26 protein-coding genes and 1 tRNA gene are annotated in these 23,420 nt (G+C 57.3%); 10 read left to right on the top strand and 17 right to left on the bottom strand.

Annotated elements, in window-relative coordinates; translation table 11 throughout:
* Window positions 1-33 precede the first annotated feature (33 nt).
* Window positions 34-357, bottom strand: coding sequence for a DUF2934 domain-containing protein (locus QE408_RS14120; protein WP_306932119.1), 324 nt, complete (start codon window positions 355-357; stop codon window positions 34-36).
* A gap of 154 nt (window positions 358-511) precedes the next feature.
* On the opposite strand from QE408_RS14120, the gene QE408_RS14115 reads away from it, so the two are divergent.
* A complete protein-coding gene (locus tag QE408_RS14115; protein WP_306932117.1) occupies window positions 512-757 on the top strand; it encodes a hypothetical protein in 246 nt (81 codons plus the stop codon).
* Between the two features lie 124 nt (window positions 758-881).
* Here QE408_RS14115 and QE408_RS14110 read toward each other — a convergent pair whose 3' ends face one another.
* From QE408_RS14110 to QE408_RS14100, 3 genes are all read right to left on the bottom strand, one after another.
* Entirely contained in the window at window positions 882-1,325 is a 444-nt protein-coding gene (locus tag QE408_RS14110; RefSeq protein WP_373465549.1) for a TIGR02594 family protein, read from the bottom strand.
* 205 nt (window positions 1,326-1,530) lie between these two features.
* A complete protein-coding gene (locus tag QE408_RS14105; protein WP_306932115.1) occupies window positions 1,531-2,085 on the bottom strand; it encodes a methylated-DNA--[protein]-cysteine S-methyltransferase in 555 nt (184 codons plus the stop codon).
* Between the two features lie 236 nt (window positions 2,086-2,321).
* Window positions 2,322-2,588 (bottom strand): DUF982 domain-containing protein, encoded by a 267-nt coding sequence (locus QE408_RS14100; RefSeq protein ID WP_296022258.1) that lies wholly within the window; start codon window positions 2,586-2,588, stop codon window positions 2,322-2,324.
* Between the two features lie 189 nt (window positions 2,589-2,777).
* Here QE408_RS14100 and QE408_RS14095 point away from each other — a divergent pair, with 189 nt between their 5' ends.
* The 4 genes from QE408_RS14095 (at window position 2,778) to sseA (ending at window position 7,573) form a co-directional block, all read left to right on the top strand.
* Window positions 2,778-4,226 carry a cryptochrome/photolyase family protein gene (locus QE408_RS14095; RefSeq protein ID WP_306932113.1) on the top strand — a complete coding sequence of 483 codons (1,449 nt, stop codon included), beginning with the start codon at window positions 2,778-2,780 and terminating at the stop codon, window positions 4,224-4,226.
* A gap of 120 nt (window positions 4,227-4,346) precedes the next feature.
* Complete coding sequence (locus QE408_RS14090; RefSeq protein ID WP_306932112.1) at window positions 4,347-5,384, top strand: cysteine synthase A; 1,038 nt, start codon at window positions 4,347-4,349, stop codon at window positions 5,382-5,384.
* 12 nt (window positions 5,385-5,396) lie between these two features.
* Window positions 5,397-6,134 (top strand): alanyl-tRNA editing protein, encoded by a 738-nt coding sequence (locus QE408_RS14085; RefSeq protein WP_306932111.1) that lies wholly within the window; start codon window positions 5,397-5,399, stop codon window positions 6,132-6,134.
* Window positions 6,135-6,151: 17 nt separating this feature from the next.
* A complete protein-coding gene (sseA, locus tag QE408_RS14080; RefSeq protein ID WP_306932110.1) occupies window positions 6,152-7,573 on the top strand; it encodes a 3-mercaptopyruvate sulfurtransferase in 1,422 nt (473 codons plus the stop codon).
* Between the two features lie 90 nt (window positions 7,574-7,663).
* On the opposite strand, the gene QE408_RS14075 is transcribed toward sseA, so the two are convergent.
* Window positions 7,664-8,548: a DUF4344 domain-containing metallopeptidase gene (locus tag QE408_RS14075; protein WP_306932108.1), complete on the bottom strand. Its 885-nt coding sequence runs from the start codon at window positions 8,546-8,548 to the stop codon at window positions 7,664-7,666.
* Between the two features lie 152 nt (window positions 8,549-8,700).
* Between QE408_RS14075 and QE408_RS14070 the strand changes: the two genes are divergently transcribed.
* Together QE408_RS14070 and QE408_RS14065 are read left to right on the top strand one after the other, a co-directional pair.
* Window positions 8,701-9,198, top strand: coding sequence for a DUF1203 domain-containing protein (locus QE408_RS14070; RefSeq protein ID WP_306932106.1), 498 nt, complete (start codon window positions 8,701-8,703; stop codon window positions 9,196-9,198).
* Window positions 9,199-9,327: 129 nt separating this feature from the next.
* Complete coding sequence (locus QE408_RS14065; protein ID WP_306932104.1) at window positions 9,328-11,319, top strand: bifunctional 2',3'-cyclic-nucleotide 2'-phosphodiesterase/3'-nucleotidase; 1,992 nt, start codon at window positions 9,328-9,330, stop codon at window positions 11,317-11,319.
* 81 nt (window positions 11,320-11,400) lie between these two features.
* Here QE408_RS14065 and QE408_RS14060 read toward each other — a convergent pair whose 3' ends face one another.
* On the bottom strand, window positions 11,401-12,357 hold the full coding sequence (locus QE408_RS14060; RefSeq protein WP_306932101.1) for a LysR family transcriptional regulator: 957 nt from the start codon (window positions 12,355-12,357) through the stop codon (window positions 11,401-11,403).
* A 131-nt stretch (window positions 12,358-12,488) separates the two neighbouring features.
* Here QE408_RS14060 and QE408_RS14055 point away from each other — a divergent pair, with 131 nt between their 5' ends.
* On the top strand, window positions 12,489-13,103 hold the full coding sequence (locus QE408_RS14055; protein ID WP_306932099.1) for an FMN-dependent NADH-azoreductase: 615 nt from the start codon (window positions 12,489-12,491) through the stop codon (window positions 13,101-13,103).
* Between the two features lie 83 nt (window positions 13,104-13,186).
* Here QE408_RS14055 and QE408_RS14050 read toward each other — a convergent pair whose 3' ends face one another.
* Together QE408_RS14050 and ilvA are read right to left on the bottom strand one after the other, a co-directional pair.
* A complete protein-coding gene (locus QE408_RS14050; protein ID WP_306932097.1) occupies window positions 13,187-13,495 on the bottom strand; it encodes an HlyU family transcriptional regulator in 309 nt (102 codons plus the stop codon).
* A 66-nt stretch (window positions 13,496-13,561) separates the two neighbouring features.
* A complete protein-coding gene (gene ilvA / locus QE408_RS14045) occupies window positions 13,562-14,812 on the bottom strand; it encodes a threonine ammonia-lyase (RefSeq protein WP_306932096.1) in 1,251 nt (416 codons plus the stop codon).
* A 114-nt stretch (window positions 14,813-14,926) separates the two neighbouring features.
* Here ilvA and QE408_RS14040 point away from each other — a divergent pair, with 114 nt between their 5' ends.
* On the top strand, window positions 14,927-16,387 hold the full coding sequence (locus QE408_RS14040) for a TrkH family potassium uptake protein (RefSeq protein ID WP_306932094.1): 1,461 nt from the start codon (window positions 14,927-14,929) through the stop codon (window positions 16,385-16,387).
* A gap of 5 nt (window positions 16,388-16,392) precedes the next feature.
* Here the strand turns inward: QE408_RS14040 and QE408_RS14035 are convergent.
* The 8 genes from QE408_RS14035 to QE408_RS14000 form a co-directional block, all read right to left on the bottom strand.
* Window positions 16,393-16,474: transfer RNA gene (locus tag QE408_RS14035), tRNA-Leu, on the bottom strand.
* 62 nt (window positions 16,475-16,536) lie between these two features.
* Window positions 16,537-17,247, bottom strand: coding sequence for a nuclease (locus QE408_RS14030; RefSeq protein WP_306932092.1), 711 nt, complete (start codon window positions 17,245-17,247; stop codon window positions 16,537-16,539).
* Window positions 17,248-17,433: 186 nt separating this feature from the next.
* Window positions 17,434-17,973: a MerR family transcriptional regulator gene (locus QE408_RS14025; RefSeq protein ID WP_062425585.1), complete on the bottom strand. Its 540-nt coding sequence runs from the start codon at window positions 17,971-17,973 to the stop codon at window positions 17,434-17,436.
* 165 nt (window positions 17,974-18,138) lie between these two features.
* The gene (locus QE408_RS14020; protein WP_062425586.1) at window positions 18,139-18,477 is read right to left on the bottom strand and encodes an integration host factor subunit alpha; all 339 of its coding nucleotides are present in this window, start codon (window positions 18,475-18,477) and stop codon (window positions 18,139-18,141) included.
* A 249-nt stretch (window positions 18,478-18,726) separates the two neighbouring features.
* Entirely contained in the window at window positions 18,727-19,698 is a 972-nt protein-coding gene (locus tag QE408_RS14015) for a beta-ketoacyl-ACP synthase III (protein ID WP_062437872.1), read from the bottom strand.
* Between the two features lie 3 nt (window positions 19,699-19,701).
* Window positions 19,702-20,763 (bottom strand): phosphate acyltransferase PlsX, encoded by a 1,062-nt coding sequence (gene plsX, locus QE408_RS14010; protein WP_062425588.1) that lies wholly within the window; start codon window positions 20,761-20,763, stop codon window positions 19,702-19,704.
* Between the two features lie 99 nt (window positions 20,764-20,862).
* Entirely contained in the window at window positions 20,863-21,426 is a 564-nt protein-coding gene (locus QE408_RS14005) for a YceD family protein (RefSeq protein WP_062425589.1), read from the bottom strand.
* A gap of 8 nt (window positions 21,427-21,434) precedes the next feature.
* Window positions 21,435-21,974: a ubiquinol-cytochrome C chaperone family protein gene (locus tag QE408_RS14000; RefSeq protein WP_062598203.1), complete on the bottom strand. Its 540-nt coding sequence runs from the start codon at window positions 21,972-21,974 to the stop codon at window positions 21,435-21,437.
* A 274-nt stretch (window positions 21,975-22,248) separates the two neighbouring features.
* Between QE408_RS14000 and QE408_RS13995 the strand changes: the two genes are divergently transcribed.
* Window positions 22,249-22,779, top strand: coding sequence for an outer membrane protein assembly factor BamE (locus tag QE408_RS13995; protein WP_306932089.1), 531 nt, complete (start codon window positions 22,249-22,251; stop codon window positions 22,777-22,779).
* Between the two features lie 154 nt (window positions 22,780-22,933).
* Here QE408_RS13995 and ndk read toward each other — a convergent pair whose 3' ends face one another.
* Window positions 22,934-23,356: a nucleoside-diphosphate kinase gene (gene ndk / locus QE408_RS13990; protein WP_062425595.1), complete on the bottom strand. Its 423-nt coding sequence runs from the start codon at window positions 23,354-23,356 to the stop codon at window positions 22,934-22,936.
* Window positions 23,357-23,420 lie beyond the last annotated feature (64 nt).

Raw genomic sequence — 23,420 nt, 5'->3', positions numbered from 1 at the left:
CTCATATCCGGCTTGTGGAAAAAACGCTGGGTTTCAACGCTTGCCAGCGCGGCCGGAAACCGCTGTCGATGTAGCGGACACCGAGTCGCTTGCCGGGAAGGTGTCTTCCAAGCCTTCTTCAAGCTCGTCATTGGCCTGACCTTTGTCTTGCGACTGCTCGCGGTTGAGCGAGATCACGGCAGGCGATTCACCGGCGGCAGCCTCATCCTCGACGCCCAGCACAGACGTGTTGCGGGTCGCATCAATTTCCAATTCAGCTTCCTGCCAGTGGCGCTCATGGTCGCCATCACGCCGACCTTCGCTTTCCCACTTTTCATAGGCCTTGTTGCGTATTTCGGATTCGCGATCGACTTCCATGGTGCTTCTCCCGTTTTAGATAGCGGGAAAACAATCGGCACTCTTATTGGTTCCTGCGCTCTTACTCCGATGTTTTGCCTGAGCGGTGACAAAAGGAACGAAGCTGCACCCTGCCCGTTTCCCTATCACGAAACCAAAATAGATGGAGCTTAACATGGCCGACGACAAATCGACGATTCACAAGAACAATCATCTCGACATCAAGGACGAAGACGTCGCGCGCTTCGAGACTGAAGGCGATCTGACCCAGCATCAGCAGGAATTGGATCCCGACGAACTGACAAGCCTCAGAGCGCGCAGACAAGCGGCACGTCAGCACGAGGATGCCTTCATCGTTGCAACGGACTTGGAAGATGACGACCAGCGCGATGCCGCTCCAGGCACCCGCGAACAGCCATAGTCGCCGCACCCGAAGAGAACTTCACGGTGATATCTATCTCGCCCTGGCTTCTCTCTTTAGGTTGTCGTCCTGCTATGGACAGAATGTGTTGACGTGCATTGACTCATTCTGACTGGAAGCTCGGTCAACGACGAACCGAGACGATGGACTTGCGGCTGAAGTTGGAGACCTGTACGCGACCGGACTGATTACCGCCCAGGATTTGGGCGGTGGCGCCACTCATGCTTTTCAAGATACCTGCATGGTAGTGCTTGCCGCTTCGAACGACCACAACGTCACCGGGTTTGGCAGCGCCGACCGGAACGGCATAACCGAATGATTTCCAGGATTTGGCAAAGCCGGAGGACTTTGGAGGGGTGCGCCCCGATTTTTCTGCAACAACGCTGAGGAAGTGGCCGCACCACGGGGTTTTACGAGGATTGACGCCCAAAATTGCTTTCAGCGTCTTGTTGTTCTTGCCTTCATGAAGACCGGCATATTGCTCGGCTTGGTTCAACATTCCCGCCGAAGCGGGGGTCATGGCCACGGCGCAAAGCCCGACAGCCAAAAGAAACGCAGATACTCTCACACTCTTGCCCTTTAAAAGCACAGGACACCTGGCTCCAGCCCGCGCCGAAGTGTCCTTGCGCACATTCAAAGTAGGGCAGCCCGGGAGCGAAGTGGCTCGCTCACGGCGGCTGCTGTTGAGCCGTCTATGCTTCGAATTTAGCGAGAATTTGACCAGACATGGGCGATTATGGGTATGTTATGCCCCGAAATCGCCTTTGGCGTTATCAAAATAGCGAAGCCTGTTCGAGTTTAGGCTTGTTTTTGAAAAGACCTTCCAACTCTAACATTCGCTGCTTTGTCTTCACGCCGCCTTCCGCAGAAAAGCCACCCACTTTACCGCCAGCAGCGAGAACCCGATGACATGGGATAAGAAGCGGCAGCGGATTTTTTGCCATCGCCTGCCCAACGATTTGGGCGGCCTGCGGGGGAGCATTCAGTTCCCTGGCGATTTCTCCGTAGGTTTTCGATGTTCCCCACGGCATAGCCCTTACGGCATCGTAAACAGTTGAAAAGAAATCACTTTGGGGACCGATATCGAGCTTCGTATCATGAAACTCGACGCGCTGACCGGTGAAGTAGGCTCTCACTTTTTCCAGCAGATATTTTGCTTCCACACCCGGTTCGCAATGTTCGGCGTTGGGCACGCGGCGTAATAGATGCGCCTTGGCGTCATCTTCTAGATCAACGGGCAACTGGAAACGACAGATGCCGCCGTCATGCCATGCGAAGGCGCAAAAACCCATTGCAGTGGAAACGGTGGAGTAGCGGATTTTGCGCACGATCAACCTGCCCCATTTCAGTCCCATTCGGCCAAACGATTGTCGGCGTTAACGTTTCAGCAACCATTTTTTTGAGGTCAAGTCGAGGCCCGGCCCGGAATTTTTCGGCAAGAATGTGTCCTCGGGCGTCCGCCTCAACCCGCCACCGAAGCCATAGAGGCCAGCAAAAAGCCACCCGGCGGGAACGCGACGGGTGGCTGAAAAGGTATTCTTCGCTTGAAGATCAAACGGATCGCTTACGATGCGAGCTTAGGCATCTCCACGAGGCGGTTTGCATCGCGGCTCGCCTCAACGAAAGCGGTCCGGGCAATCTCGCCCGAAACACTACCCAGAAGCGATGCTCTGCAGAGGCGCAACGCCTGCTCATACGCCTTGCCATGACGGCTGGGCCACTCGTGTTGGAGAAAATCAAAGGCTTCATAAGCGCCGTTGAAGGTGCGAGGCGCGCCGTTCTCCAGGGAGATCACGACAGGCGCATCCCATTTTACTTCATTCAGCATCATTGGTGGGTCTTCCATACTCAATTCACGTGCCTCCAACGTCACGTCCAGCATATGGTTCCACCCGTTTTGATTAAAACCTGACAAAATTTACCCTTCAAAAACCATAGGTACCGCGCCACCGTATTACTGTCGTTGCACGGGAGCGAAACACCCTTATGCGCGTTACAGATGAAAGCGGAAGGAACGCCTATGACGATGCAGGAAAGCCCCATTATTCTTTGGTTTCGCAAGGACTTGCGCCTTTCTGACAATCGCGCCCTTGCAGCCGCGCGGGAGCATGGTGGAGCAATCGTCCCGCTGTATATTCTCGAGGATCGGCAGGGCTCGAACGGCCCCTTGGGCGGCGCGCAGGAGTGGTGGCTGCATCACTCGCTGAAAGCCCTCTCCGACCAGTTGGAGAAGCTTGGAAGTCGCCTGATCCTGCGCAGTGGAGACCCCGCTAAAGTCCTCAAGTCACTGATCAGTGACATTGGCGCGAGCACGATCTTTTGGAACCGTCGGTACGACCCCGATGGCATGGAGATCGATAGCCACCTCAAGAAGCAGCTTCGCGATGATGGATGTGAGGTCGAGAGTTTCTCAGGTCACCTTCTGCACGAACCATCCAAGGTAACGACGAAGAGCGGTGGACCCTATCGCGTCTACACCCCTTTCTGGCGTGCCATCGAAGGCGGTGACGAGCCGCCGGAGCCGACAGCTAAGCCGCGCCAGATACCAACGCCATCCAGCTGGCCGAAGTCTGAAAAGCTGGACAGCTGGAAGCTTCTGCCAACGAAACCGGATTGGGCCAAGGATTTCTCGGAGGTCTGGACGCCAGGGGAAGCGGGAGCAAAAGAGCGGCTAGACGATTTCATCGATAGCGCGCTGAAGGGGTATGAGAAGGGTCGTGACTTCCCGGCACAGCCTGCAACCTCGATGCTCTCTCCGCACCTTGCCCACGGGGAAATCACACCTGCCCAGCTTTGGCATGCTACCAAAGGCCTTTCGTCCCATATCGCCTCGAACGACATCAGCCGTTTTCGCAAGGAAATCGTCTGGCGCGAGTTCTGCTACCATCTTCTCTTCCACTTTCCAAAGCTCAACGAGAAGAACTGGAATGAGAGCTTCGATGCGTTCGAATGGAAAACGAACACAGCCAACTTCAACGCCTGGAAGAAGGGGATGACGGGCTATCCGATCGTTGATGCTGGAATGCGACAGCTGTGGAAGCACGGCGTCATGCACAATCGCGTGCGGATGATCACCGCATCCTTCATGATCAAGCATCTGCTGATCGACTGGCGCAAGGGAGAGAAGTGGTTTCGTGATACGCTTGTGGATGCCGACCCGGCCTCGAATGCGGGCAACTGGCAGTGGGTGGCGGGATCGGGTGCGGATGCCTCGCCGTTTTTCCGCATCTTCAATCCCATCATTCAGGGAGAAAAATTCGACCCTGACGGCGACTATGTCAAAACCTTCGTGCCGGAGCTTTCGAAGGTCGATGCCAAGTACATTCACAAGCCGTTCGATGCGCCAAAGCAGGTGCTGGAAAAAGCCGGAATCGAATTGGGCACGACCTATCCGAAGCCAGTCGTCGATCATAATGAGGCACGCCAGCGAGCGCTTAACGCCTACTCTCAGATCAAGAAGAGTGAATAACCGCGGTATGGGTAATATTTTGCGCTGGAACTCTCTTCGTCAGAAGATAATTTCTTGTCACAAGGCTGTTAGATAACGACATAACGGCTTTGAATCGCTGACTGGACAGAAGGCCTGATCATGACCATCCATTCTTCCGTGCTGACCGCAATTGGCAACACGCCGCTCATCCGCCTCAAGGCAGCATCCGAGGCCACGGGCTGCGAAATTCTGGGCAAGGCCGAGTTCATGAATCCGGGCCAGTCGGTCAAGGATCGTGCCGCGCTGTTCATCATTCGCGATGCGGAACGCCGTGGCCTCTTACGTCCCGGCGGCACCATCGTCGAGGGTACGGCTGGCAATACCGGCATTGGGCTTGCGCTGGTGGCCAACGCGCTTGGCTACAAGACGGTCATCGTCATCCCTGAGACCCAAAGCCAGGAGAAGAAGGACGCGCTGAAGCTTCTTGGCGCCCAGCTCGTCGAAGTGCCGGCAGCGCCCTACTCCAACCCCAATAACTACGTGAAAGTCTCCGGGCGTCTGGCAAAGCAGATTGCGGCAACCGATCCGAACGGAGCGATCTGGGCAAACCAGTTCGACAATATTGCCAACCGTCAGGCGCATATCGAAACGACGGCACCGGAAATCTGGGACCAGACGGATGGCAAGGTGGATGGCTTCATCTGCGCCGTCGGCTCCGGTGGAACGCTCGCGGGCGTCGCGGACGGTCTTCGCGATTTCAACCCGGACATCAAGATCGGTCTTGCCGATCCGGAGGGGGCCGCCCTTTACGAGTTCTACAAGAACGGCGTTCTGAAGTCTGAAGGATCCTCCATCACTGAAGGCATCGGCCAGGGTCGCATCACGGCCAATCTCGAAGGCTTTACACCGGATTTTGCCTATAAGATCCCGGATTCCGAGGCCCTGCCGATCATCTTCGAACTGATCACGAAGGACGGCCTGTGCCTTGGCGGTTCCTCCGGCATTAACATTGCCGGTGCAATTCGGCTTGCCCGCGACCTCGGACCGGGGCATACAATCGTCACCATACTTTGTGACTACGGTAACCGTTACCAGTCCAAGCTCTTCAACCCGGACTTCCTGCGATCCAAGGGGCTTCCCCTTCCCGCCTGGCTGACGGAAAAGAAAGAGATTTCGGTTCCGTACGAAACCGTCTGAGGTGAATGCAGCATGCCCGTGAATGCCCTGTTTCGTGATGATTTTTATCTTTCAACTTGCGAAGCGGTGGTCACGGCAGTGCATGACGATGGTGGCATAGAGCTGGATCAGACCTGCTTCTATGCCACATCCGGCGGGCAGCCTGGCGATACGGGCTTTCTCGAGCGCGCCGATGGTTCGAAGATCGAACTCGGCGTGACCCGCCACGGCGCGGACAAAAGCGTCATCATCCATGTTCCTCTGGAAGGACAACCCTCTCCAGAGATCGGGGAAAAGCTGACCCTCCACATCGACTGGCAGCGCCGCTACAAGCTGATGCGCATGCACACCGCTTGCCACCTTCTCTCCGTCGTCTGCTCATGGCCGATCACCGGTGCGGCCGTTGGCGAGGAGGAGTCGCGCGTCGATTTCGATATGTCGGAGACCATCGACAAGGATGATGTCACCGCCAAGCTGATGGAACTCGTGGAGCAGAACCACCCGATTTACCTGCAGTGGATCACCGACGAGGAACTGGCGGCCAATCCGGGCATCGTCAAATCCAAGCATGTTCGCCCACCCGTCGGGCTTGGCCGTGTCAGCCTTGTCTGCATCGGCGAGAATTCTTCGGTTGACAGCCAGCCCTGCGGCGGCACTCATGTGTCCGAAACGCAGGAAGTCGGCGAGATTTACATCGCCAAGATCGAAAAGAAGGGCAAGGAAAACCGCCGTTTCCGTATCCGCTTCGGCAAACCCGCCGACGCCGCCTGATTTCTGGGAGAAATATCGTGAGCACCGATAAAAGCCGTTTCGTCGTTTCGGCGGATTGGGTCGAGCAGCAGCTCGGAACGCCACATTTCCGCATCGTCGATGCCTCATGGTATCTGCCCGCGCATAAGCGCGACGGGAAGCAGGAGTATGCCACCGGCCATATTCCGGGCGCCGTCTTCTTCGATCAGGATGCGATTGCCGATCATGACACGGGTCTTCCACATTCTCTGCCCTCGCCGGAGTTCTTCGCAGAGGAAGTCGGCAAGCTCGGCATCTCCGAGATGGACACCATCATAGTCTATGATGGCCCAGGCTTCTTCTCCGCGCCACGCGTGTGGTGGATGCTGCGCGTTATGGGTGCCGAAAAGGTCTATGTGCTGGATGGTGGCCTCGATGGCTGGAAGGCTGCCGGCAAACCGCTTGAGACCGGAGCCCCGCAGATTGAGACGACAGAGTTTCACGCCGAGTTCAAGGCGAACCGTGTCACCTCATTCTCAGATATGCGCGCTGTCGTCGATAAGGGCGAAAAGCAGGTGGCGGACGCCAGAGGCGCAGGCCGCTTCACCGGCGACGAGGCCGAGCCTCGCGCCGGCATGCGTTCCGGCCATATGCCCGGTGCCCGCAGTCTGCCTGCCACCGCCTTTTCGGAAAACGGCCACTTCAAGGATCTGCCAACGATCCGCAAGATGATTGCCGAAGCTGGCATCGATCTTTCCAAGCGAGTCGTTACCAGCTGTGGCTCGGGCGTCACCGCCGCCGTTGTGACACTGGCATTGGAATCGCTCGGTCATTCGGACAACTCGCTCTATGACGGGTCATGGTCGGAATGGGGATCGAAGCAGGATACGCCCGTCGTTACAGGCCCTGCAGAGCCTCTGCCCACTGTCACCTACGGTCCGCTGAAGGCCCATGTCACACAGTTGGAGATGACATCCGCACCGAAGGTCAGCCTTCCCGTGCCGGTCAATATCCAGACGGCAATCATGCGCACGCACAACATCCCGCTGCATTTCTATCGCTATCTCTACTGGCGGGTCGGCAAGCGCTGGCATTGGCAGAAGCGCATGCGCATGAGCGATGCCGAACTTTCCGCTGTGCTGCATGACCCTAAGAACTGCGTCACGGTTCTCTATCTCAACGGTTCGCCTGCTGGCTTCTTCGAGTTCAACAGAAGCAGCGACGAGGTGACCGAACTTTCTTACTTCGGTCTCATGGAAGAGGCGATCGGCGCCGGCGTCGGCAAATGGTTCCTGCTCCAGGCGCTCTATTCAATCTGGCAGGATAATCCGAAGAAGGTCACCGTCTCCACCAATACGCTGGATCATCCACGCGCGTTGCAGCTCTATCAGATGATGGGCTTCTCACCTGTCAGTACCTATGAGGCCTGGGTAGAGCCCCTGACCGACAGCGAGTATCTGGAGATTTCGCGACGCGGTTGAGCCGCCCGGTTGGCATCCCCCTCCTGTATCGGGGGTGGATCCATCCAGCCTGTCATTATCACGTCGCTGTAGGCGATTGAGTGACAGTGCTTAAAGTTCCTGACCGAGTTTGACAGCGGTCGGGATTTCCTTCGCAGGTGCGTCACCGCGATTGCCATTCGTCGCGAGAAGATGGGCTGCGATCAGCTCGCCGTGGAATTTGGCAAGTTCGTAGCAATAGGTGATTTCGCGGCGTTCTTCAGACCAATAGGCATCGGGCCGGCCGCAGCTTCTGGCTGTCAATTTCACCTCGCCCTTCAGCTTGTAGGCGCTGAAACCGTGGGCGATCAGGTCCAGCACTTTCGACTCCTTCACCATCGTCGCATAGATGTCGAGAAAGGGGTCGCGTGCGGGTTCATAGTTGATCACGAATTTCGTCGTGCCCGGCGTCTTTACATATGGCTTAAGCAAATCGTTCCAGCGCGCCACGGTCTGCGGATAGGCCACTTCACAGGCCTTCCACTCATCCTTTGGCAGCCCCATCATTTCCGCGAGATCGCCATAGCCTTCGTTATCCTTGCCGACCATAAGGCACGCCATCTGGTGGTCGCGGACGACGTTCGGGACGAGAATCGTATAGAGCGGCGCATCGTGCTCGGGAAGCTCCCCGGCACCGCGCGCGAGGTACCAGCTATCGGTCGCATTGACGATGGCCGTGTCCAGCCACTCCTGATTGCCTTCCAACATGATGGTCGCGGCAAGCTCGTCGGCGGTGTTCTTACCTTCCCCCGCATCGGGAAGGCCGAAATCGGAGATCAGCATCTTGGCCGCTTCATGATAGAGGCCAAATACCGCGTTGCCGATCACAAAATTGACCGTCTGCTGCAGCTGGTCGTCGGAAAGATCGTCAAGCGCAGGTGCAACCTGCGCCTGTGCAGCCGGCATGGCAGAACATAAAAGAGCGACCGAAAGAACGGTTCGAAACCTGCGCAGCATTGACGTCAACTTTCCAGAACGAGGACGCAGCATAGATCGCTAAAGAGAACGGTCCACGCAATGGGTTGGTTTCGCTTAACGACAAGAAACGGGTGGATAGACGATTGTTTGGCAGCCATAGCGACAAAGAAGCAACTCAGCGAGGATCCGCCATGACCACCATCATATTCACCGCATTGCCCCAGCAGCATGTCGAGGCCATCAGGCTTGGCAAACCGGATTCGAACGGCCAAGTGCCTGAACGGATGATCGCTACCGGGGACCTGCCCTGCCGCGCCTGTCTGGGGCAGATCAGGGAGGGTGATTCGGCTCTGCTTGTCTCCTACCGGCCCTTTCGCCATGTGCAACCTTACGCCGAGACCGGGCCGATTTTCATTCATGCCGAGGCGTGCGGGACTTATGATGGCGCGCAGGTTCCGCCGGCAATGCTGTATAGCGCAGACTACATCGTCCGGGGTTACGATGCGGGCGACCGCATCGTTTATGGCACGGGTGCGGTGACGCCGACGGCTGAGATCGCCGCTCGTGCACAGGAACTGCTTGCAAGGCCGGACATCGCCTATGTGCACGTTCGCTCGGCACGCAACAATTGCTTTCAATGCCGCATCGACAGAGGTGATGACGGCCAAGGCCTTGGTGCAAAAGATTAAATTTTGCTCATTCAGCCATGAGGGTGGCGTGCGTCCTACACCTGTCATTTTGCTGGTAGACTCCTCAGCAATTCGTTTTACCTTGTCCCCGCTTAGACAGGTCATCGTATTTTGAGATCAGGAGTTTCCATGTCGTCCCTTATCGGCCTTCACCCTATCACGCGCCGTTCTCTCTTAAGCGGCATCGCGGCGTCGTCCGCCTTCGTCATGCTGCATCCTTTTGCGGCGCGTGCTGAGGGCAACCAGGCGCATCTGCGCATCATGGAAACCACCGATATCCACGTTCACGTTTTTCCTTACGACTACTACGCCGATAAGCCGAACGACACGTTGGGTCTGGCACGCACGGCATCCTTGATCGATGCCATACGCGCCGAAGCCGGCAACTCGATGCTGGTCGATAACGGCGACTTCCTCCAGGGCAACCCGCTTGGCGATTACATCGCCTATGAGCGGGGCATGAAGGCGGGCGACAAACACCCTGTCATCAATGCCATGAATGTGCTCGGGTATGATTGCGGCACGCTCGGCAATCACGAGTTCAATTACGGCCTCGATTTCATGTTCAACACGTTGGGCGGGGCGAAATTCCCTTATGTCTGCGCCAACTTGACCAAGGGCCAGCTCGCGTCCGATCCGAAGCAGGATGAACTTTACTTCAAGCCCTATGTGATCCTGGAAAAGCAGATCCGCGATGGCTCTGGCGCGACAAGCCCGATCAAGGTCGGCATCATCGGCTTCGTTCCGCCACAGATCATGATGTGGGATGCAAAGAACCTCGAAGGCAAGGCGCAGACGCGCGACATCGTCGATGCCGCCAAAGCCTGGGTGCCGGTGATGAAGGAACAGGGCGCGGATATCGTGATTGCGCTCTCCCACTCCGGTATCGATGGCAAGGGCCAAAGCGAGCGCATGGAAAACGCCTCTCTTTATCTCGCAGGCGTTCAAGGGATCGATGCGGTCTTCACTGGTCACCAGCATCTGGTCTTCCCGGGCCCCAAGACCTGGGATGGCATCGAAGGCGCCGATCCCGTCAAGGGCACGCTGATGGGCAAGCCTGCCGTCATGGCGGGCTTCTGGGGCTCGCATATGGGCCTCATTGACCTGCTGCTGGAAAAGGACGGCAAGAGCTGGAAGATCGTCGACTTCACCTCGGAAGCCCGCCCCATCTACCACCGCGACGACAACCGCAAGATCGTGGCCGATGTCAAGGACAAGCCGGAAATCATCGAGGCGGTCAAGACCGATCACGAGGGAGCACTCGCCTATGTGCGCCGTCCCGTCGGCAAGAGCTCTGCGCCGCTCTACTCCTATTTCGCGCTGGTGGCCGACGATCCGTCCGTGCAGATCGTCTCCAATGCACAGACCTGGTACATCAAGGATATGCTGAAGGAAGGCCAGTACAAGGACCTGCCGGTGCTTTCCGCAGCCGCGCCCTTCAAATCCGGTGGTCGTGGCGGCGCAGACTATTACACCGATGTCCCCGCCGGTGACATTGCGATCAAGAATGTCGCCGACCTCTACCTCTATCCAAACACGGTGCAGGCCGTCCTCATCAACGGCGCGCAGGTCAAGGACTGGCTGGAAATGTCGGCCGGCATGTTCAACACCGTCAAGGCTGGCTCCAAGGACGCCCCCCTGCTGAGCAGCGACTTCCCATCCTACAATTTCGATGTCATCGACGGTGTCACCTACCAGATCGATGTGTCGAAACCTGCAAAGTTCGACAAGGACGGCAAGGCGGTCAATCCGGACAGCAGCCGCATCGTCAATCTGCAATTCCAGGGCAAGCCGATCAACCCGGAACAGAAATTCGTTGTTGCCACGAACAATTACCGCGCCAGCGGTGGCGGCAAGTTCCCGGCGATCGGCAGCGACAAGATCATCTTCGTCGCCCCCGATACCAACCGCGATGTGATCGTGCGCTACATCATGAATCAGGGCACGATCAATCCATCCGCTGACGACAACTGGTCTTTTGCAAAGGTGGCTGACACGACAGCGATCTTCGAGACGGGCCCGAAAGGCCGTCAATATGCCAAGGATGTGAAGGGTGCCAAGATCGAAGACGCCGGCGATGGTGCCGAAGGCTTTGCCAAGTTCCGTCTGATGCTCGGCTAATGGTTGTGGCGGCGGCAGTTTTGTCGCCGCCACTTTTCAGCTGTGCTGATGTTCGGTTCCCTGTTGAACGGGGAGAAACCTTTACTCGGCGGCATCTTTCAAGGGCATCGGGCGCACAGCGCTCAGGAAGCTCTTATTGTCCGGGCATTTCGATAGGCGTTTTTCAAAGCCATCGATCAGCCACTGGCTTGCCGGACCGGCAGGCGTATCGGCCTTTCGCAAAGAATACAGCGGATACTCGCCGAGTTCGTAAGCATCGAGGTCGAGCACCTTCAGACTGCCATTCATGATATCGGTCCTGACCAGCGATGCGGGCAGTCCACCCCAACCAAGACCACCCTTGATCAACTGATATTTCGTCGCGATGTCGCTAACCCGCCATGTCTTGTAGGACAGGACATTGAAGTCGCGACCGTTGGTCAGCCCCGACATGTCCATCACCACCATCTGCACCTCTTCACGGACATCGGCAAGTGTCACCGGGCGGTGCAATCTTGCCAGGGCGTGGTCACTGGCGACAACCGGCACCATGAAGGAATGGCCGATCTTTTCGAGGACCAGACCGTCATCCTGCTGCGAGACTGCCCCGCCAATACCGATCAGCGCCTTTCGGCTTCTGACCATATCCATAACCATACCCAACTCGCCGACATTGAGGGTGAGCGACACGGTTGGGAATTCCTTGCGGAACTCGCGCAGAACCTCGACCACGGCCTCGGCTGGAACCATGGTGCTGAGAACGAGCGAGACTTCCGCCTCCAAGCCCTGTTTCAGCCCCTTGGCGCGTGATCGCATTTCCTGCAATCCGGCAACAATCCTTCGCGCGTCTTCCAGCATGGCGCGGCCCTCGTCGGTGAGCTTCGACTGGCGGCCGCTGCGCTCGAAAAGGCTGACCTCAAGCTGCGCCTCGAGATTGGCGATTGTGTAGCTGACGACCGACTGGGCGCGGTTGAGCACGCGCGAAGCGGCGGAAAAGCTTCCGGTTTCGGCGACGGTCAGGAAAACCTGTAACTGGTCAAGGGTCGGGTTTGCGTCCATGTCCCATCCATTTTATCGATAGCTTAATTTCAGATTATCACAGTTTTCTTGATGGCAAAACTGGCGAATATATCACGCAACAAAGCGGGTTTGTCCCGTTTAACCCTCCCAAGACTCACAATGAGGCGCCAATGTCGAAGATCCTGCTCGTCACCTCCAGCCCACGCGGCGATGAATCGCTTTCCAACAAGTTCGCATCCGACCTTGCCAACAAGATCCAGGCACAGTCGAACGGCTCGATCACGCATCTCGATCTGGGTCAGAACCCAATCCCGCATCTCGATTCGGTCACCACGTCTGCCATTCGCAAGCCCGCCGAACAGCGCACCCCGGAAGAGGCCTCTGCCGCCGACTACTCCGACAAGCGCGTAGCCGAATTGATGGACGCCGACACCGTCGTCATCGGCACCGGCCTCATCAACTTCTCGATCTACTCAGGTCTGAAGTCCTGGATCGACAACATCGCGCGCGCCGGCATGACCTTCAAATACACCGAGTCCGGTCCGACCGGCCTTGCAACCGGCAAGAAGGTCTACATCGTTCTGTCCGCTGCTGGCGTCTACTCCGAAGGTCCAGCCGCGTCGCTTGAGCATGCTGTGCCCTACCTGAAGACGGTTCTTGGCTTCATGGGCATGACCGATGTCGAAGTCATCCGTATCGAAGGTCTGGCGTTCGGTCCGGAAGCTGCCGAAAAGGCTATTGCTGCTGCCAATGCCAAGGTCGAAGAACTGGCCAAGGCCGCATAAAAAAGCGGCCCATCTGGCCGCTTCTTCCGAACCGCTGCACATTTTTATGCAGCATGCTTGAACGGTCGCGCTTGTCGCGGCCGTTATTTTTTGTCAGCAAACAGATGCGGCCCGTTCTGGTCGATGATCAGCTTGGCCTTGCGTACCGTGCACTCCACCGCATCATCCATGCTGGTGAACACGTCGGCACGAACGAACTCATGCACGAGTACCTCGTCGCCAGCCGTCTTTTCAATACGGCCTGCCAGGCGGTACTGCGCCCCTTCCTTCATCGGCGTTGCATAAATGGTATACTCGCCGTGCTGGTGCGGTTCAGATGTCTCCGCCTTCTTCGGCGCGTCCGACTGCGCGGCACCGAAGCCGGAAAAGAGTTTCGAGAAGAACGAGGCCATGCTTTACCCTTCCTGTTGTCTCTGCGCGGGGCGGCTTTAGCCCGCCCCACCTGATGATGCATCCGATCAGATAATGAGGTTCGCGAGGATTTCGTTCTCGGTTATATCTTCATAGCCGAGCCCTGCCGCCTCGAAACGCTCGAACAGAGTGGTAAAATTCTCGCGAGAGGTGGTTTCGATGCCAATCAGGATCGAACCGAAGTTGCGCGCCGATTTCTTCAGATACTCGAAGCGCGCAACGTCATCATCCGGACCGAGCATGTTGAGGAAGTCACGAAGCGCGCCTGGACGCTGCGGAAGACGCAGGATGAAGTACTTCTTCACCCCTGTGAAACGCATGGCGCGTTCCTTCACATCCGGCAGACGCTCGAAATCGAAATTGCCACCGGAGACGACGCAGATGACGCGCTTGCCCTCCAGCCTCTCGCGGCCGAGCTTTTCCAACGCTGCAATCGACAATGCGCCCGCGGGCTCCAGCACCACACCTTCGAGATTGAGCATATCGATGATGGTGACGCAGATGGCATTTTCCGGGATCAGTTCGACCTGTTCGGACGGGAAATCCTTAAGCGCCTGGAAGTTGAGATCGCCAATACGGGCGACGGCTGCACCATCGACGAAGTTATCCACCTTGTTTAGCGTGACGGCTTCGCCCGCCTCAAGACTCTTCTTCAGACTCGGCGCACCTTCCGGTTCGCAAAAGACGAAATTGTTTCGCGCAACGATACCTGCAAAATACCCCGTGAGACCTGCCGCAAGACCGCCACCGCCAACCGGCATCACCACCAGATCGGGCTTCGCACCGTCCGGAAGCTGATCCATCACTTCAGCGGCAACGGTAGCCTGGCCTTCGATGATATCGTGATGGTCGAAGGGTGGCACCATGTAGCCATCATTCTCTTCGACATAGGCACGGGCTGCCGCATAGCATTGGTCGAAGATATCGCCGATCAGCTTGATGGTGATGAACTCCGCGCCGAAAATGCGGGTCTTGTCGATCTTCTGCTGCGGTGTGGTGACTGGCATGAACACCACGCCCTTCACGCCGAAATGACGGCAGGCAAAAGCAAAGCCCTGGGCATGATTGCCGGCGGACGCACAGACGAAGATCTTCTCTTTGCCGGCACCGGCAACGGCCTTGCGCAGGAAATTGAACGCGCCTCTAATCTTGTAGGAACGAACCGGCGTGAGGTCTTCACGCTTCAGCCAAATCTCGGCTCCATACCGGCGGCTGAGATGTTCATTCAACTGCAACGGCGTCTCGGGAAAGATTTCCCGAACTTCTCGCCGTGCGGCTTCTACAAGCAGTTTGTCCACGATTTTCAATCCATTGAAATTCACGATGGCACCCGCTATGCCATAGGAACAGGCCCGACACAAAGACTCTTTGCGCCACTTCGGTACGCGGTACTCGATCAAGGTTTGATTTTTTTGAACGCCAATCTCCTGCGCGCAGTCGTCTATATTACGTCGATCTTCGGCCTCTACATGGCAACTTCGATGTTCGTCCCAGCCATGACGGACCTCTATTACGGCAATAATGACTGGATCGTCTTTGCCGCCTCCGGCTTCATGTGCGGCGGCTTTGCGCTGGCATGCGCGCTCGCCACACGAGGACCGATGCCGACCTTCAACAAGCGCTTCGGCTTTCTCCTGGTCAATCTCTTATGGGTGGTCTTCTCGCTCGTCGGCGCCGTGCCTCTTTATCTATCGGAATTGGACCTCACATTCGGCCAAGCCCTGTTCGAGTCCGTGTCGGCCATCACCACCACCGGCGCTACAGCCATTTCCGGTCTCGACCATGCGCCGCAGGGTCTGTTGATCTGGCGATCACTTCTCTGCTGGCTTGGCGGTATCGGTATCGTGGCGCTCGGTCTCTTCATCCTGCCGCTGCTGCGCGTGGGCGGCATGACCTTCTTTCGGATGGAGTCGTCCGACACGGCCAGCGACCGGCCCTTCGCACGGCTGGCGAGCTTTACCAGGGCTTTCGTCGGCATCTATGTGGTCATGACGATTGCCTGCGCGGTCGCCTTCGACTTTGCCGGCATGACCCATTTCGATGCGGTGAATCACGCCATGTCAGCGGTTGCGACGGGCGGCTTCTCCACCCATGACGCCTCCTTCGGATATTTCGGTGACAATGTCGCACTGCTGTGGATCGCGACGTTCTTTCTGATCCTTGGTAGCCTGCCCTTTTCCGTGATGATCCTGCTCGCGGTTCGCCGGAGGATGGATATCCTCTACGACCCGCAGATCCGCGTGTTCATCGGCTACCTCTGTGCCATATCGCTTGCGGTCGGCATCTATCACCATATCAACAATGGGGTGGCGCTTCCCATCGCGCTCAGCCATTCCTTTTTCAACATGACGTCGATCCTTTCGACCGGCGGTTTCGCCAGCGATGATTATACGCTCTGGGGTCCCTTCGTCGTGGTCGTCGCCTTCTTCGCCACCTTCATGGGTGGCTGCTCCGGCTCGACGGCTGGCGGCATCAAGGCCTACCGCTTCGTCATCGTCTATAATGTGGTGAAAACCGGCTTGCGGAAGTTGATTTATCCGGATGCGGTTTATCCGGTGCGCTATGGGGCGCAGGTCGTCGATGCCGAAACCATCCGCAACGTCTTCCTGTTCCTCGGCTGTTTCATCGCTCTGTGGATCGCCGGCAGCCTGGCGATGAGCGCCATGGGCTATGACTTCTTGACTGCAACATCTGGCGTGGCCACATCGCTCGCCAATGTCGGCCCCGGTGTCGGTCCGATCATTGGACCCGCCGGCAACTTCTCCACTATCAGCGATCCAGCACTTTACCTGCTCTCGCTGATGATGCTGCTCGGCCGTCTGGAAATCCTGACCGTGCTCGTGTTGCTGATGCCGCTGTTCTGGAGAAGCTGAAGATTTGGTACGGGCGGCGGGACTCGAACCCGCACGCTTTCGCTCCGGATTTTAAGTCCGGTATGTCTACCATTCCATCACGCCCGCTTGCATTTCCATCTACACAGCGTCACCGCATCCGGTCAACTGCATGTCTATGGGGAATTGAATTAACCGCACCATGATGGGCTTGGGGAACCAGCGCGACGTGCAAGCCCTTCGCGAATCAGCTGGTCGGCAAAGGACATGCCTGACCTGGACACTGCTTTTACTTCGGCACCTTGGCCGCCAGCCGCCACCTGGAAGCTGCCGGAATTGAGCATATCGCGCAGTCGCACCTTGGCGGTGAAGCCGCGGGCGCGCTCTTCCATGCAGCGCGCCTGATCCGTCTGCGGCACCTCGATGCCGGCAAGCTTCATCTTCACGCCCTTCATCCAGAAGGTGCTGCCATCCATGACGCAGTTGTTGAGGCCCGAGCGTCCGCAAAAGGCGAAGGTGCCGGGCTTTGCGCCAAGCGAAACATTTTCCACCTGCGGCTTTGGCGAAGGCAATGTTGCGGGAGGCAATTGACCGGCACCTGCCGGCGAACCCACCATGGCGATCGAGCGTGGTGGAACGGGTGCACCAGATGTTGGCAGGGCAACGGTTTGCGTCGGCTTCTGCACGGACTGAGGCTTGGCAGAAGCCATTTCGCGGGTTGCGGGTGCGCTGCTCTTGGACGTCGAGGCAACGACGTTCTTCATCTTCGGCAACAGGGTGTCGCGATGCTCATAGGCCTGAATCCCGCCGACGGCCACGCCAAACAGGATCAACCAGGACCAGACGCTTCCACCCTTGGACTTGGATGAGGCGCGGCGGTTTGAAGGTTTTCTCTTGCTCACAGAACAACTCCTTTTCAGGCGGGCATTATCCGCTGAAGGAGTTTCCGAAAGGTTGGCATTTGAGATAAATTCGATCTGCGTTGGAGAGTCGCGGCGTTATCCACAACTCTCTCACAAGCCAAAACTGAGACGTCTGTGGCAGCGGTTGTCACGGAGAACGCCGCTCGCTATGCGTCCGCTGGCCGTTTAACGCACCTGATCGAGCAGGCGCTTGCATTCCAGAAGGTCGAAGAGCGCCTCCTGCAGCAGGGCGCGATCATCCTTGCTGATGCTGGATTTGCCGATGGAAATTTCCGGCGTGTCGTCGGATGATCCTCCGCCGAAGCCAAAGAAGCGGCCGCTCGGCCTCGCCTTGGGGCGACCTACCACTTCGTCTTCGTCCGGCTGCACGACGCGCGGCTCCGCGGTCTGCTTCTCTCCGCTGGCAGCCATGATGGCTTCCATGGTCGCCATGTCGCCAGACGCGATGGCCGCGACGAAGCGGTTTCCATTGGTCTTGAGAAGTTTCTGCACGCCCTTGATCGTGTATCCATGATCGTAAAGCAGATGCCGGATGCCTTTCAGGAGATCGACATCGTCCGGGCGATAGTAGCGTCGTCCGCCGCCGCGCTTCATCGGCTTGATCTGGGGAAAGCGGGTTTCCCAGAAACGCAGCACGTGCTGCGGCAGATCAAGATCGTCCGCAACTTCACTGATCGTTCTAAAGGCGTCTGGACTCTTATCCACGCTTAACTCCCACCCGACGAAATGACAGGTTTGCAAAACACACGACAAGGTATGATGCGAATCGTCTTTATTTCAACGGCTTGACGGTTGAAATTCAAGTATGTTCACAGGAAGAAAAGCAGTGAGGTATCAGAATGGGCTTGGATAGCGTCGAAAGAAGCCTCTTTATGAGCCGGGCTTCTGGGTCTTCTGCTTCGCCTTGCGCGATGCATGGGCCTTGAGGATGCGCTGTTTCAGAACGTTGGAGGCCTTGAAGGTCATGACGCGACGCGGCGAAATCGGCACTTCTTCGCCGGTCTTCGGATTGCGACCGATACGCTCGTTCTTTTCACGGATCTGGAAGGTTGCGAAGGAGGAGAGCTTCACCACCTCGCCACGGGTGATGGCATTACAGATCTCGTCAATGACGGTTTCGACCAGCTCGGCGGATTCAGTTCGGGACAAACCCACCTTGCGAAACACAGACTCGGCCAAATCCGCACGTGTCACAGTTTTACCGGCCATTTTTCCCCGCGCTTATCTCTGTTGTGTTCTGGAAACCGCCTGAGACTATTGCCGTTGACGGCAGCGGTCAAGGAATGTTTCCAGAATCGTTTAGGGATTTACGGCAATGATGGCAAGGGTTTACGTTAAAGCGCCGTGCGTCCTATAGGACGCACAAGGGACGCCTTTACCTTTTTGAATCGACACATCGTGCTTTTCCGAAAATCGATTTCGACTTTCGGGCCAATGCGCTCGATCGTCACCGAAACGTTACCAGCGCAGAAGCACCGAGCCCCAGGTAAAACCGCCGCCCATCGCTTCCAGCATAACGAGGTCGCCCTGCTTGATGCGCCCATCGGCAGCAGCGGTTGCGAGCGCCAGCGGAATGGAAGCCGCAGAGGTGTTTCCGTGCAGATCGACGGTGACGACCACCTTCTCCAGGGGAATGCCAAGCTTCTTCGCAGAGCCATCGATGATGCGGCGATTGGCCTGGTGTGGAACGAGCCAGTCCAGATCCTCAGCCGTGGTGCCGGTTGCCTCAAAGGCTGCCTCGATCACGTCCGTGATCATGCCGACGGCATGCTTGAAGACTTCGCGGCCTTCCATGCGCAGATGACCGACAGTGCCAGTCGTCGATGGCCCGCCATCGACGTAAAGCTTTTCCTTGTGCGCGCCATCCGAACGCAGATGGGAGGTCAGCACGCCCCGGTCGGAGGTCTTGCCTTCGCCCTCGCCTGCTTCCAGGATGACAGCACCGGCGCCATCGCCGAAAAGAACGCAGGTGGTGCGATCCTTCCAGTCGAGAATGCGCGAGAAGGTTTCGGCACCGATGACCAGCACGCGCTTTGCCATGCCGCCGCGAATGTAGAGATCGGCCGTCGCCATTGCATAGACGAAGCCGGAGCAAACGGCCTGAACGTCAAACGCAAAGCCGCCAGTGATGCCAAGGCGGTTCTGGATGTTCACTGCGGTTGCCGGAAACGTGTTGTCGGGTGTGGATGTGGCAACAATGATGAGATCGATGTCTTCGGGCTTCAGCCCGCCATTGTCCAAGGCCGCACGGGCTGCAGCCTCACCGAGCGATGCCGATGTCTCGCCCTCGCCTGCAATGTAGCGCTGCTTGATGCCGGTGCGCTGAACGATCCACTCGTCCGAGGTCTCGACGATGCCTTCGATTTCCTGGTTCGTCACAACCCGCTTCGGCAGCGCCGCTCCGAAGCCACGTACAATAGAGCGGATCATTGGTTATTCCTCATCAACCACGAGAGCTTCAGGCGCCGGAGGCGGAAGTCTTCTTGCGTGGTATGCTTTCAAATCATTTTCGATCTTGGCGGTCAGGCCATTATGCACCATGTCGTAGCCGACATCGATGGCGGAGGCGAAACCGAGTGCATCCGTACCGCCGTGGCTCTTGATCACGATACCATTCAGCCCCAGGAACACGCCGCCATTGACCTTGCGCGGGTCCATCTTCTCACGCAGCACATCGAATGCGCTCTTCGCCAGAAGATAGCCGATCTTCGCGATGAAGCTGCGGGAAATGGCTTCGCGCAGCAAAGTCGTGATCTGGCGTGCCGTGCCTTCTGCGGCCTTCAGTGCAATATTGCCGGTAAAGCCTTCGGTAACGACGACATCGACAGTACCCTTGCCGATATCGTCGCCTTCGACGAAACCGCGGTAGTCGATGGTGGCGAGATCGGCTTCACGAATGAGGCGACCGGCTTCGCGGACCTCTTCCTGTCCCTTGACCTCTTCAACGCCGACATTGAGAAGGCCGACCGTCGGGCGATCGACATCGAACAGCGCACGCGCCATGGCACCGCCCATCAGGGCAAAGTCCAGAAGCTGCTGGGAGTCCGCACCAATTGTCGCGCCGATATCGAGAACGATGCTCTCGCCACGTAGCGTGGGCCAGATGCCGGCAATCGCGGGACGTTCGATCCGCGCCATGGTGCGCAAACAGAATTTCGCCATGGCCATCAGCGCACCGGTGTTGCCGGCAGAAACGGCCACATCCGCCTCGCCCACCTTGACCGCTTCAATGGCGCGCCACATGCTGGAGACGTAACGACCGCGACGAAGTGCCTGGCTAGGCTTTTCATCCATGGCAACCGAGACTTCGCAGTCGAAGAACTCGGACTTCTCCATCAGACGAGGATATTGCGCCAGAATAGGATCGCACTTGCTCTTCTGCCCATAGAGCAGGAATGTCACGTCGTTGTGCCGCTCGAGTGCCTTTGCAGCACCGGGTATGACAACATCAGGGCCGTGGTCCCCACCCATGACGTCAATTGCTATTCTGATCACTCGTCCCTGATCCTTCTGACCGCCGCGCGGTAATTTTCGGGCGAAAATACCGTTTCCGCCCAGCCTTACAACTGAATTGTTCGCTTCTTACGAAGGCATTCAGTCTTTTTTCCAATCTTTCAACACCGCGAAGGGCGAAGGTTTTTTGTCTTCCATCGGCGTCTTCTCGCCGTATCCGTCGAAATCGATACCGTCTTTTCGCGGATAGGGATCAATTGCCAGAGCGGCAAATTCCGCAACGACCACGCCGACATCGATCGTGTCACCGACAAACTGATCGGGAATATCCGGACCGTCCGGATCGAGCACGATCTCACCGTCATCATTCGTCGTCATGCGCGCGAGCTTCGAGCCTTCCGGCACGAAAATCTGCTCAACCTTTTCGTCGATCACGCTCGGCACGGGCTCAAGCGTTACCACACAAGCCTGCGTGATACCGGCCTGCACCTGACCCTTGATCCTGATCCCGTCCCTTTTCCAACGGGTGACCTGCAATTCGCTTTTGAGATAATCCACCGACAGGACATCCCAGAATTTTGCCAGCGCCTTCAGCTCTTCCGGGCTTGCCTCGAGACCAATCCTGACCGGATTGGCAGAAATATGACCTACCTTGACGGGATAGGAAAAGGGCGCGTCATCATTGGCCGCATGGGGCGATTTCATTGAAAACCTCACAAATCCGGTGAAGGCAGCGTGACAGTTCCCGTCGCTACAGCGTCTTCCGGCTGCGCAGACAGCATCTCCGACGCCGACATCATCCATTTCGAAAGCGCGCGCATATCCGGCGCGGCCTCATCTGCCTGGGGATATATATTGCGACGGAGCGCTGCCGCAAGTGCATCGGCATCCGCACCGTCGATTGCAGCGGCATAGGATTCCAGCCTGCCATAAAACATGCCAGCAAATTTCTTCATCCGCTTCGGCACGCCCTGGTCGCCGATCCCCAGTTCCCGCATCGAATGGTCGAGATCCTGGAAGAAGGCATCAACGATCTCCTGGGCGATTTCCTGGCCGCTGACCGATGCGCCTTTGGTGCGGCGAAAATACAGAATCATGACGACTGCCAGCATTTCGAAGCGGCCCATGACCGTGTCCGGAACGCCCATGTGCAGATAGAAGCCCGGCTGGCGAGCGGCCTGCGTCAATATTGAATATTGGCGGTCAACGATGGCGCGATTGTTGTTTTTCTTTCTGAAAAGCCCAAAAACCATCGAAAAATCCGAATATCGACCGACGAAATCGTGTCTCGCCCATCGCACTTGTTGCATGATTGTCAAAGCTGGTTTACCGAAGCATCCGAGAATTGCAATGCCGTGTCAGTCACGTTCATCATCGTGCTGAAACAGTCAAGGATAGGCGCCAGGAGGCGGTGCCGGTTTCTGAAACATGTTGCATTCCATGGTGAAACGGGGAATTCCTGTCCCCGGATTGACATAATCGTGTGTACAGAAGCGGTACAACACGCAATGCCGGAAGGTGCCATTCATGATCGCAGTCGGGGAAACGCAGGTGAACAAGCAGAAGTCGGCCGGAAAGACCAAGTTTCTGAGCAAAGCCGCCATCGCCGTTGTTGTTGCCTCGAGCCTGCTGACGGCCTGCTCCAGCACCACGGACGTTTTCCATAACGGCTATGTGCTGGACGAACAGTCGCTGCAGCTGATCCCCGTCGGCTCCAGCCGCGAACAGGTGCTGCTGACCATGGGTACGCCGTCGACGACGGCAACATTCGGCAATGAGGTGTTCTACTACATCTCGCAGAAGCGTGTTCGCAGGGCAGCTTTCATGAAACCGCAGCTCGTCGAGCAGAACATTCTTGCGATCTATTTCGACAAGAACGGAGTCGTCTCCCAGAAGGCGAACTACACCCTTCAGGACGGCAAGGTCTTCGACAGCATCTCGCGCACCACGCCGACGGGCGGCAAGGACCTCACCTTCCTGCAGCAGCTGCTTTCCGGTGGCCCTGCCGGTGCCGGTATCGCCAAGAGCATGCTCGGCGGCAACAACAGCGTTTTCTAAGACGGCCAACTGTTTCCAGATCAAAAACCGGGTGCATGGCGCCCGGTTTTTTTATGCCCGCTTTACGGTGCGGGCGCCGCCTGCGTAAGCACAATAAAAAACGGGGCCGTTGCCGACCCCGCTTTTCAATTCATTCAGCGTTGCAGCCGATTAATCAGCCAACGATTTCGGTTTCAGCGAACCAGTAGGCGATTTCCTGGGCAGCGGTTTCCGGAGCGTCGGAACCGTGAACCGAGTTCTCGCCGATGGAGAGAGCGAAGGTCTTGCGGATCGTGCCTTCTGCTGCCTGTGCAGGGTTGGTCGCGCCCATGATTTCGCGGTTCTTGAGGATGGCGTTTTCGCCTTCCAGAACCTGAACGATGGTCGGGCCAGAGGTCATGCCTTCAACCAGTTCGCCGAAGAAAGGGCGTTCCTTGTGAACGGCGTAGAAGCCTTCTGCTTCGCGCTTGCTCATCCAGACGCGCTTGGATGCGATGACGCGCAGGCCGTTTTCTTCAAAAACCTTGGTGATGGCACCAGTGAGGTTACGCTTGGTTGCGTCCGGCTTGATCATCGAGAATGTGCGTTCAATCGCCATTATTGCGGTTCCTTGTCATAGAAAGAAAGTGGGCGGTGTTTACCCGCCCAAACGCCCGAAAACA

The sequence above is a fragment of the Agrobacterium larrymoorei genome (genome assembly GCF_030819275.1).
GTDB classification, from domain to species: Bacteria; Pseudomonadota; Alphaproteobacteria; order Rhizobiales; family Rhizobiaceae; genus Agrobacterium; species Agrobacterium larrymoorei_B.
This window is presented reverse-complemented; position numbering and strand designations above follow the sequence as displayed.

Bases quoted from the DNA above. Each gene is read 5' to 3' on its own strand.
- QE408_RS14020 (WP_062425586.1), bottom strand. From the start codon at position 18,477: ATGGCCGGTAAAACTGTGACACGTGCGGATTTGGCCGAGTCTGTGTTT.
- QE408_RS14100 (WP_296022258.1), bottom strand. From the start codon at position 2,588: ATGATGCTGAATGAAGTAAAATGGGATGCGCCTGTCGTGATCTCCCTG.
- ndk (WP_062425595.1), bottom strand. From the start codon at position 23,356: ATGGCGATTGAACGCACATTCTCGATGATCAAGCCGGACGCAACCAAG.
- QE408_RS14115 (WP_306932117.1), top strand. From the start codon at position 512: ATGGCCGACGACAAATCGACGATTCACAAGAACAATCATCTCGACATC.
- QE408_RS14085 (WP_306932111.1), top strand. From the start codon at position 5,397: ATGCCCGTGAATGCCCTGTTTCGTGATGATTTTTATCTTTCAACTTGC.
- QE408_RS14050 (WP_306932097.1), bottom strand. From the start codon at position 13,495: ATGGCCTCGTTCTTCTCGAAACTCTTTTCCGGCTTCGGTGCCGCGCAG.
- QE408_RS14060 (WP_306932101.1), bottom strand. From the start codon at position 12,357: ATGGACGCAAACCCGACCCTTGACCAGTTACAGGTTTTCCTGACCGTC.
- QE408_RS14065 (WP_306932104.1), top strand. From the start codon at position 9,328: ATGTCGTCCCTTATCGGCCTTCACCCTATCACGCGCCGTTCTCTCTTA.
- QE408_RS14090 (WP_306932112.1), top strand. From the start codon at position 4,347: ATGACCATCCATTCTTCCGTGCTGACCGCAATTGGCAACACGCCGCTC.
- QE408_RS14015 (WP_062437872.1), bottom strand. From the start codon at position 19,698: ATGATCCGCTCTATTGTACGTGGCTTCGGAGCGGCGCTGCCGAAGCGG.
- QE408_RS14075 (WP_306932108.1), bottom strand. From the start codon at position 8,548: ATGCTGCGCAGGTTTCGAACCGTTCTTTCGGTCGCTCTTTTATGTTCT.
- QE408_RS14070 (WP_306932106.1), top strand. From the start codon at position 8,701: ATGACCACCATCATATTCACCGCATTGCCCCAGCAGCATGTCGAGGCC.
- QE408_RS14095 (WP_306932113.1), top strand. From the start codon at position 2,778: ATGACGATGCAGGAAAGCCCCATTATTCTTTGGTTTCGCAAGGACTTG.
- QE408_RS14005 (WP_062425589.1), bottom strand. From the start codon at position 21,426: ATGAAATCGCCCCATGCGGCCAATGATGACGCGCCCTTTTCCTATCCC.
- QE408_RS14055 (WP_306932099.1), top strand. From the start codon at position 12,489: ATGTCGAAGATCCTGCTCGTCACCTCCAGCCCACGCGGCGATGAATCG.
- QE408_RS14000 (WP_062598203.1), bottom strand. From the start codon at position 21,974: ATGGTTTTTGGGCTTTTCAGAAAGAAAAACAACAATCGCGCCATCGTT.
- QE408_RS13995 (WP_306932089.1), top strand. From the start codon at position 22,249: ATGATCGCAGTCGGGGAAACGCAGGTGAACAAGCAGAAGTCGGCCGGA.
- QE408_RS14120 (WP_306932119.1), bottom strand. From the start codon at position 357: ATGGAAGTCGATCGCGAATCCGAAATACGCAACAAGGCCTATGAAAAG.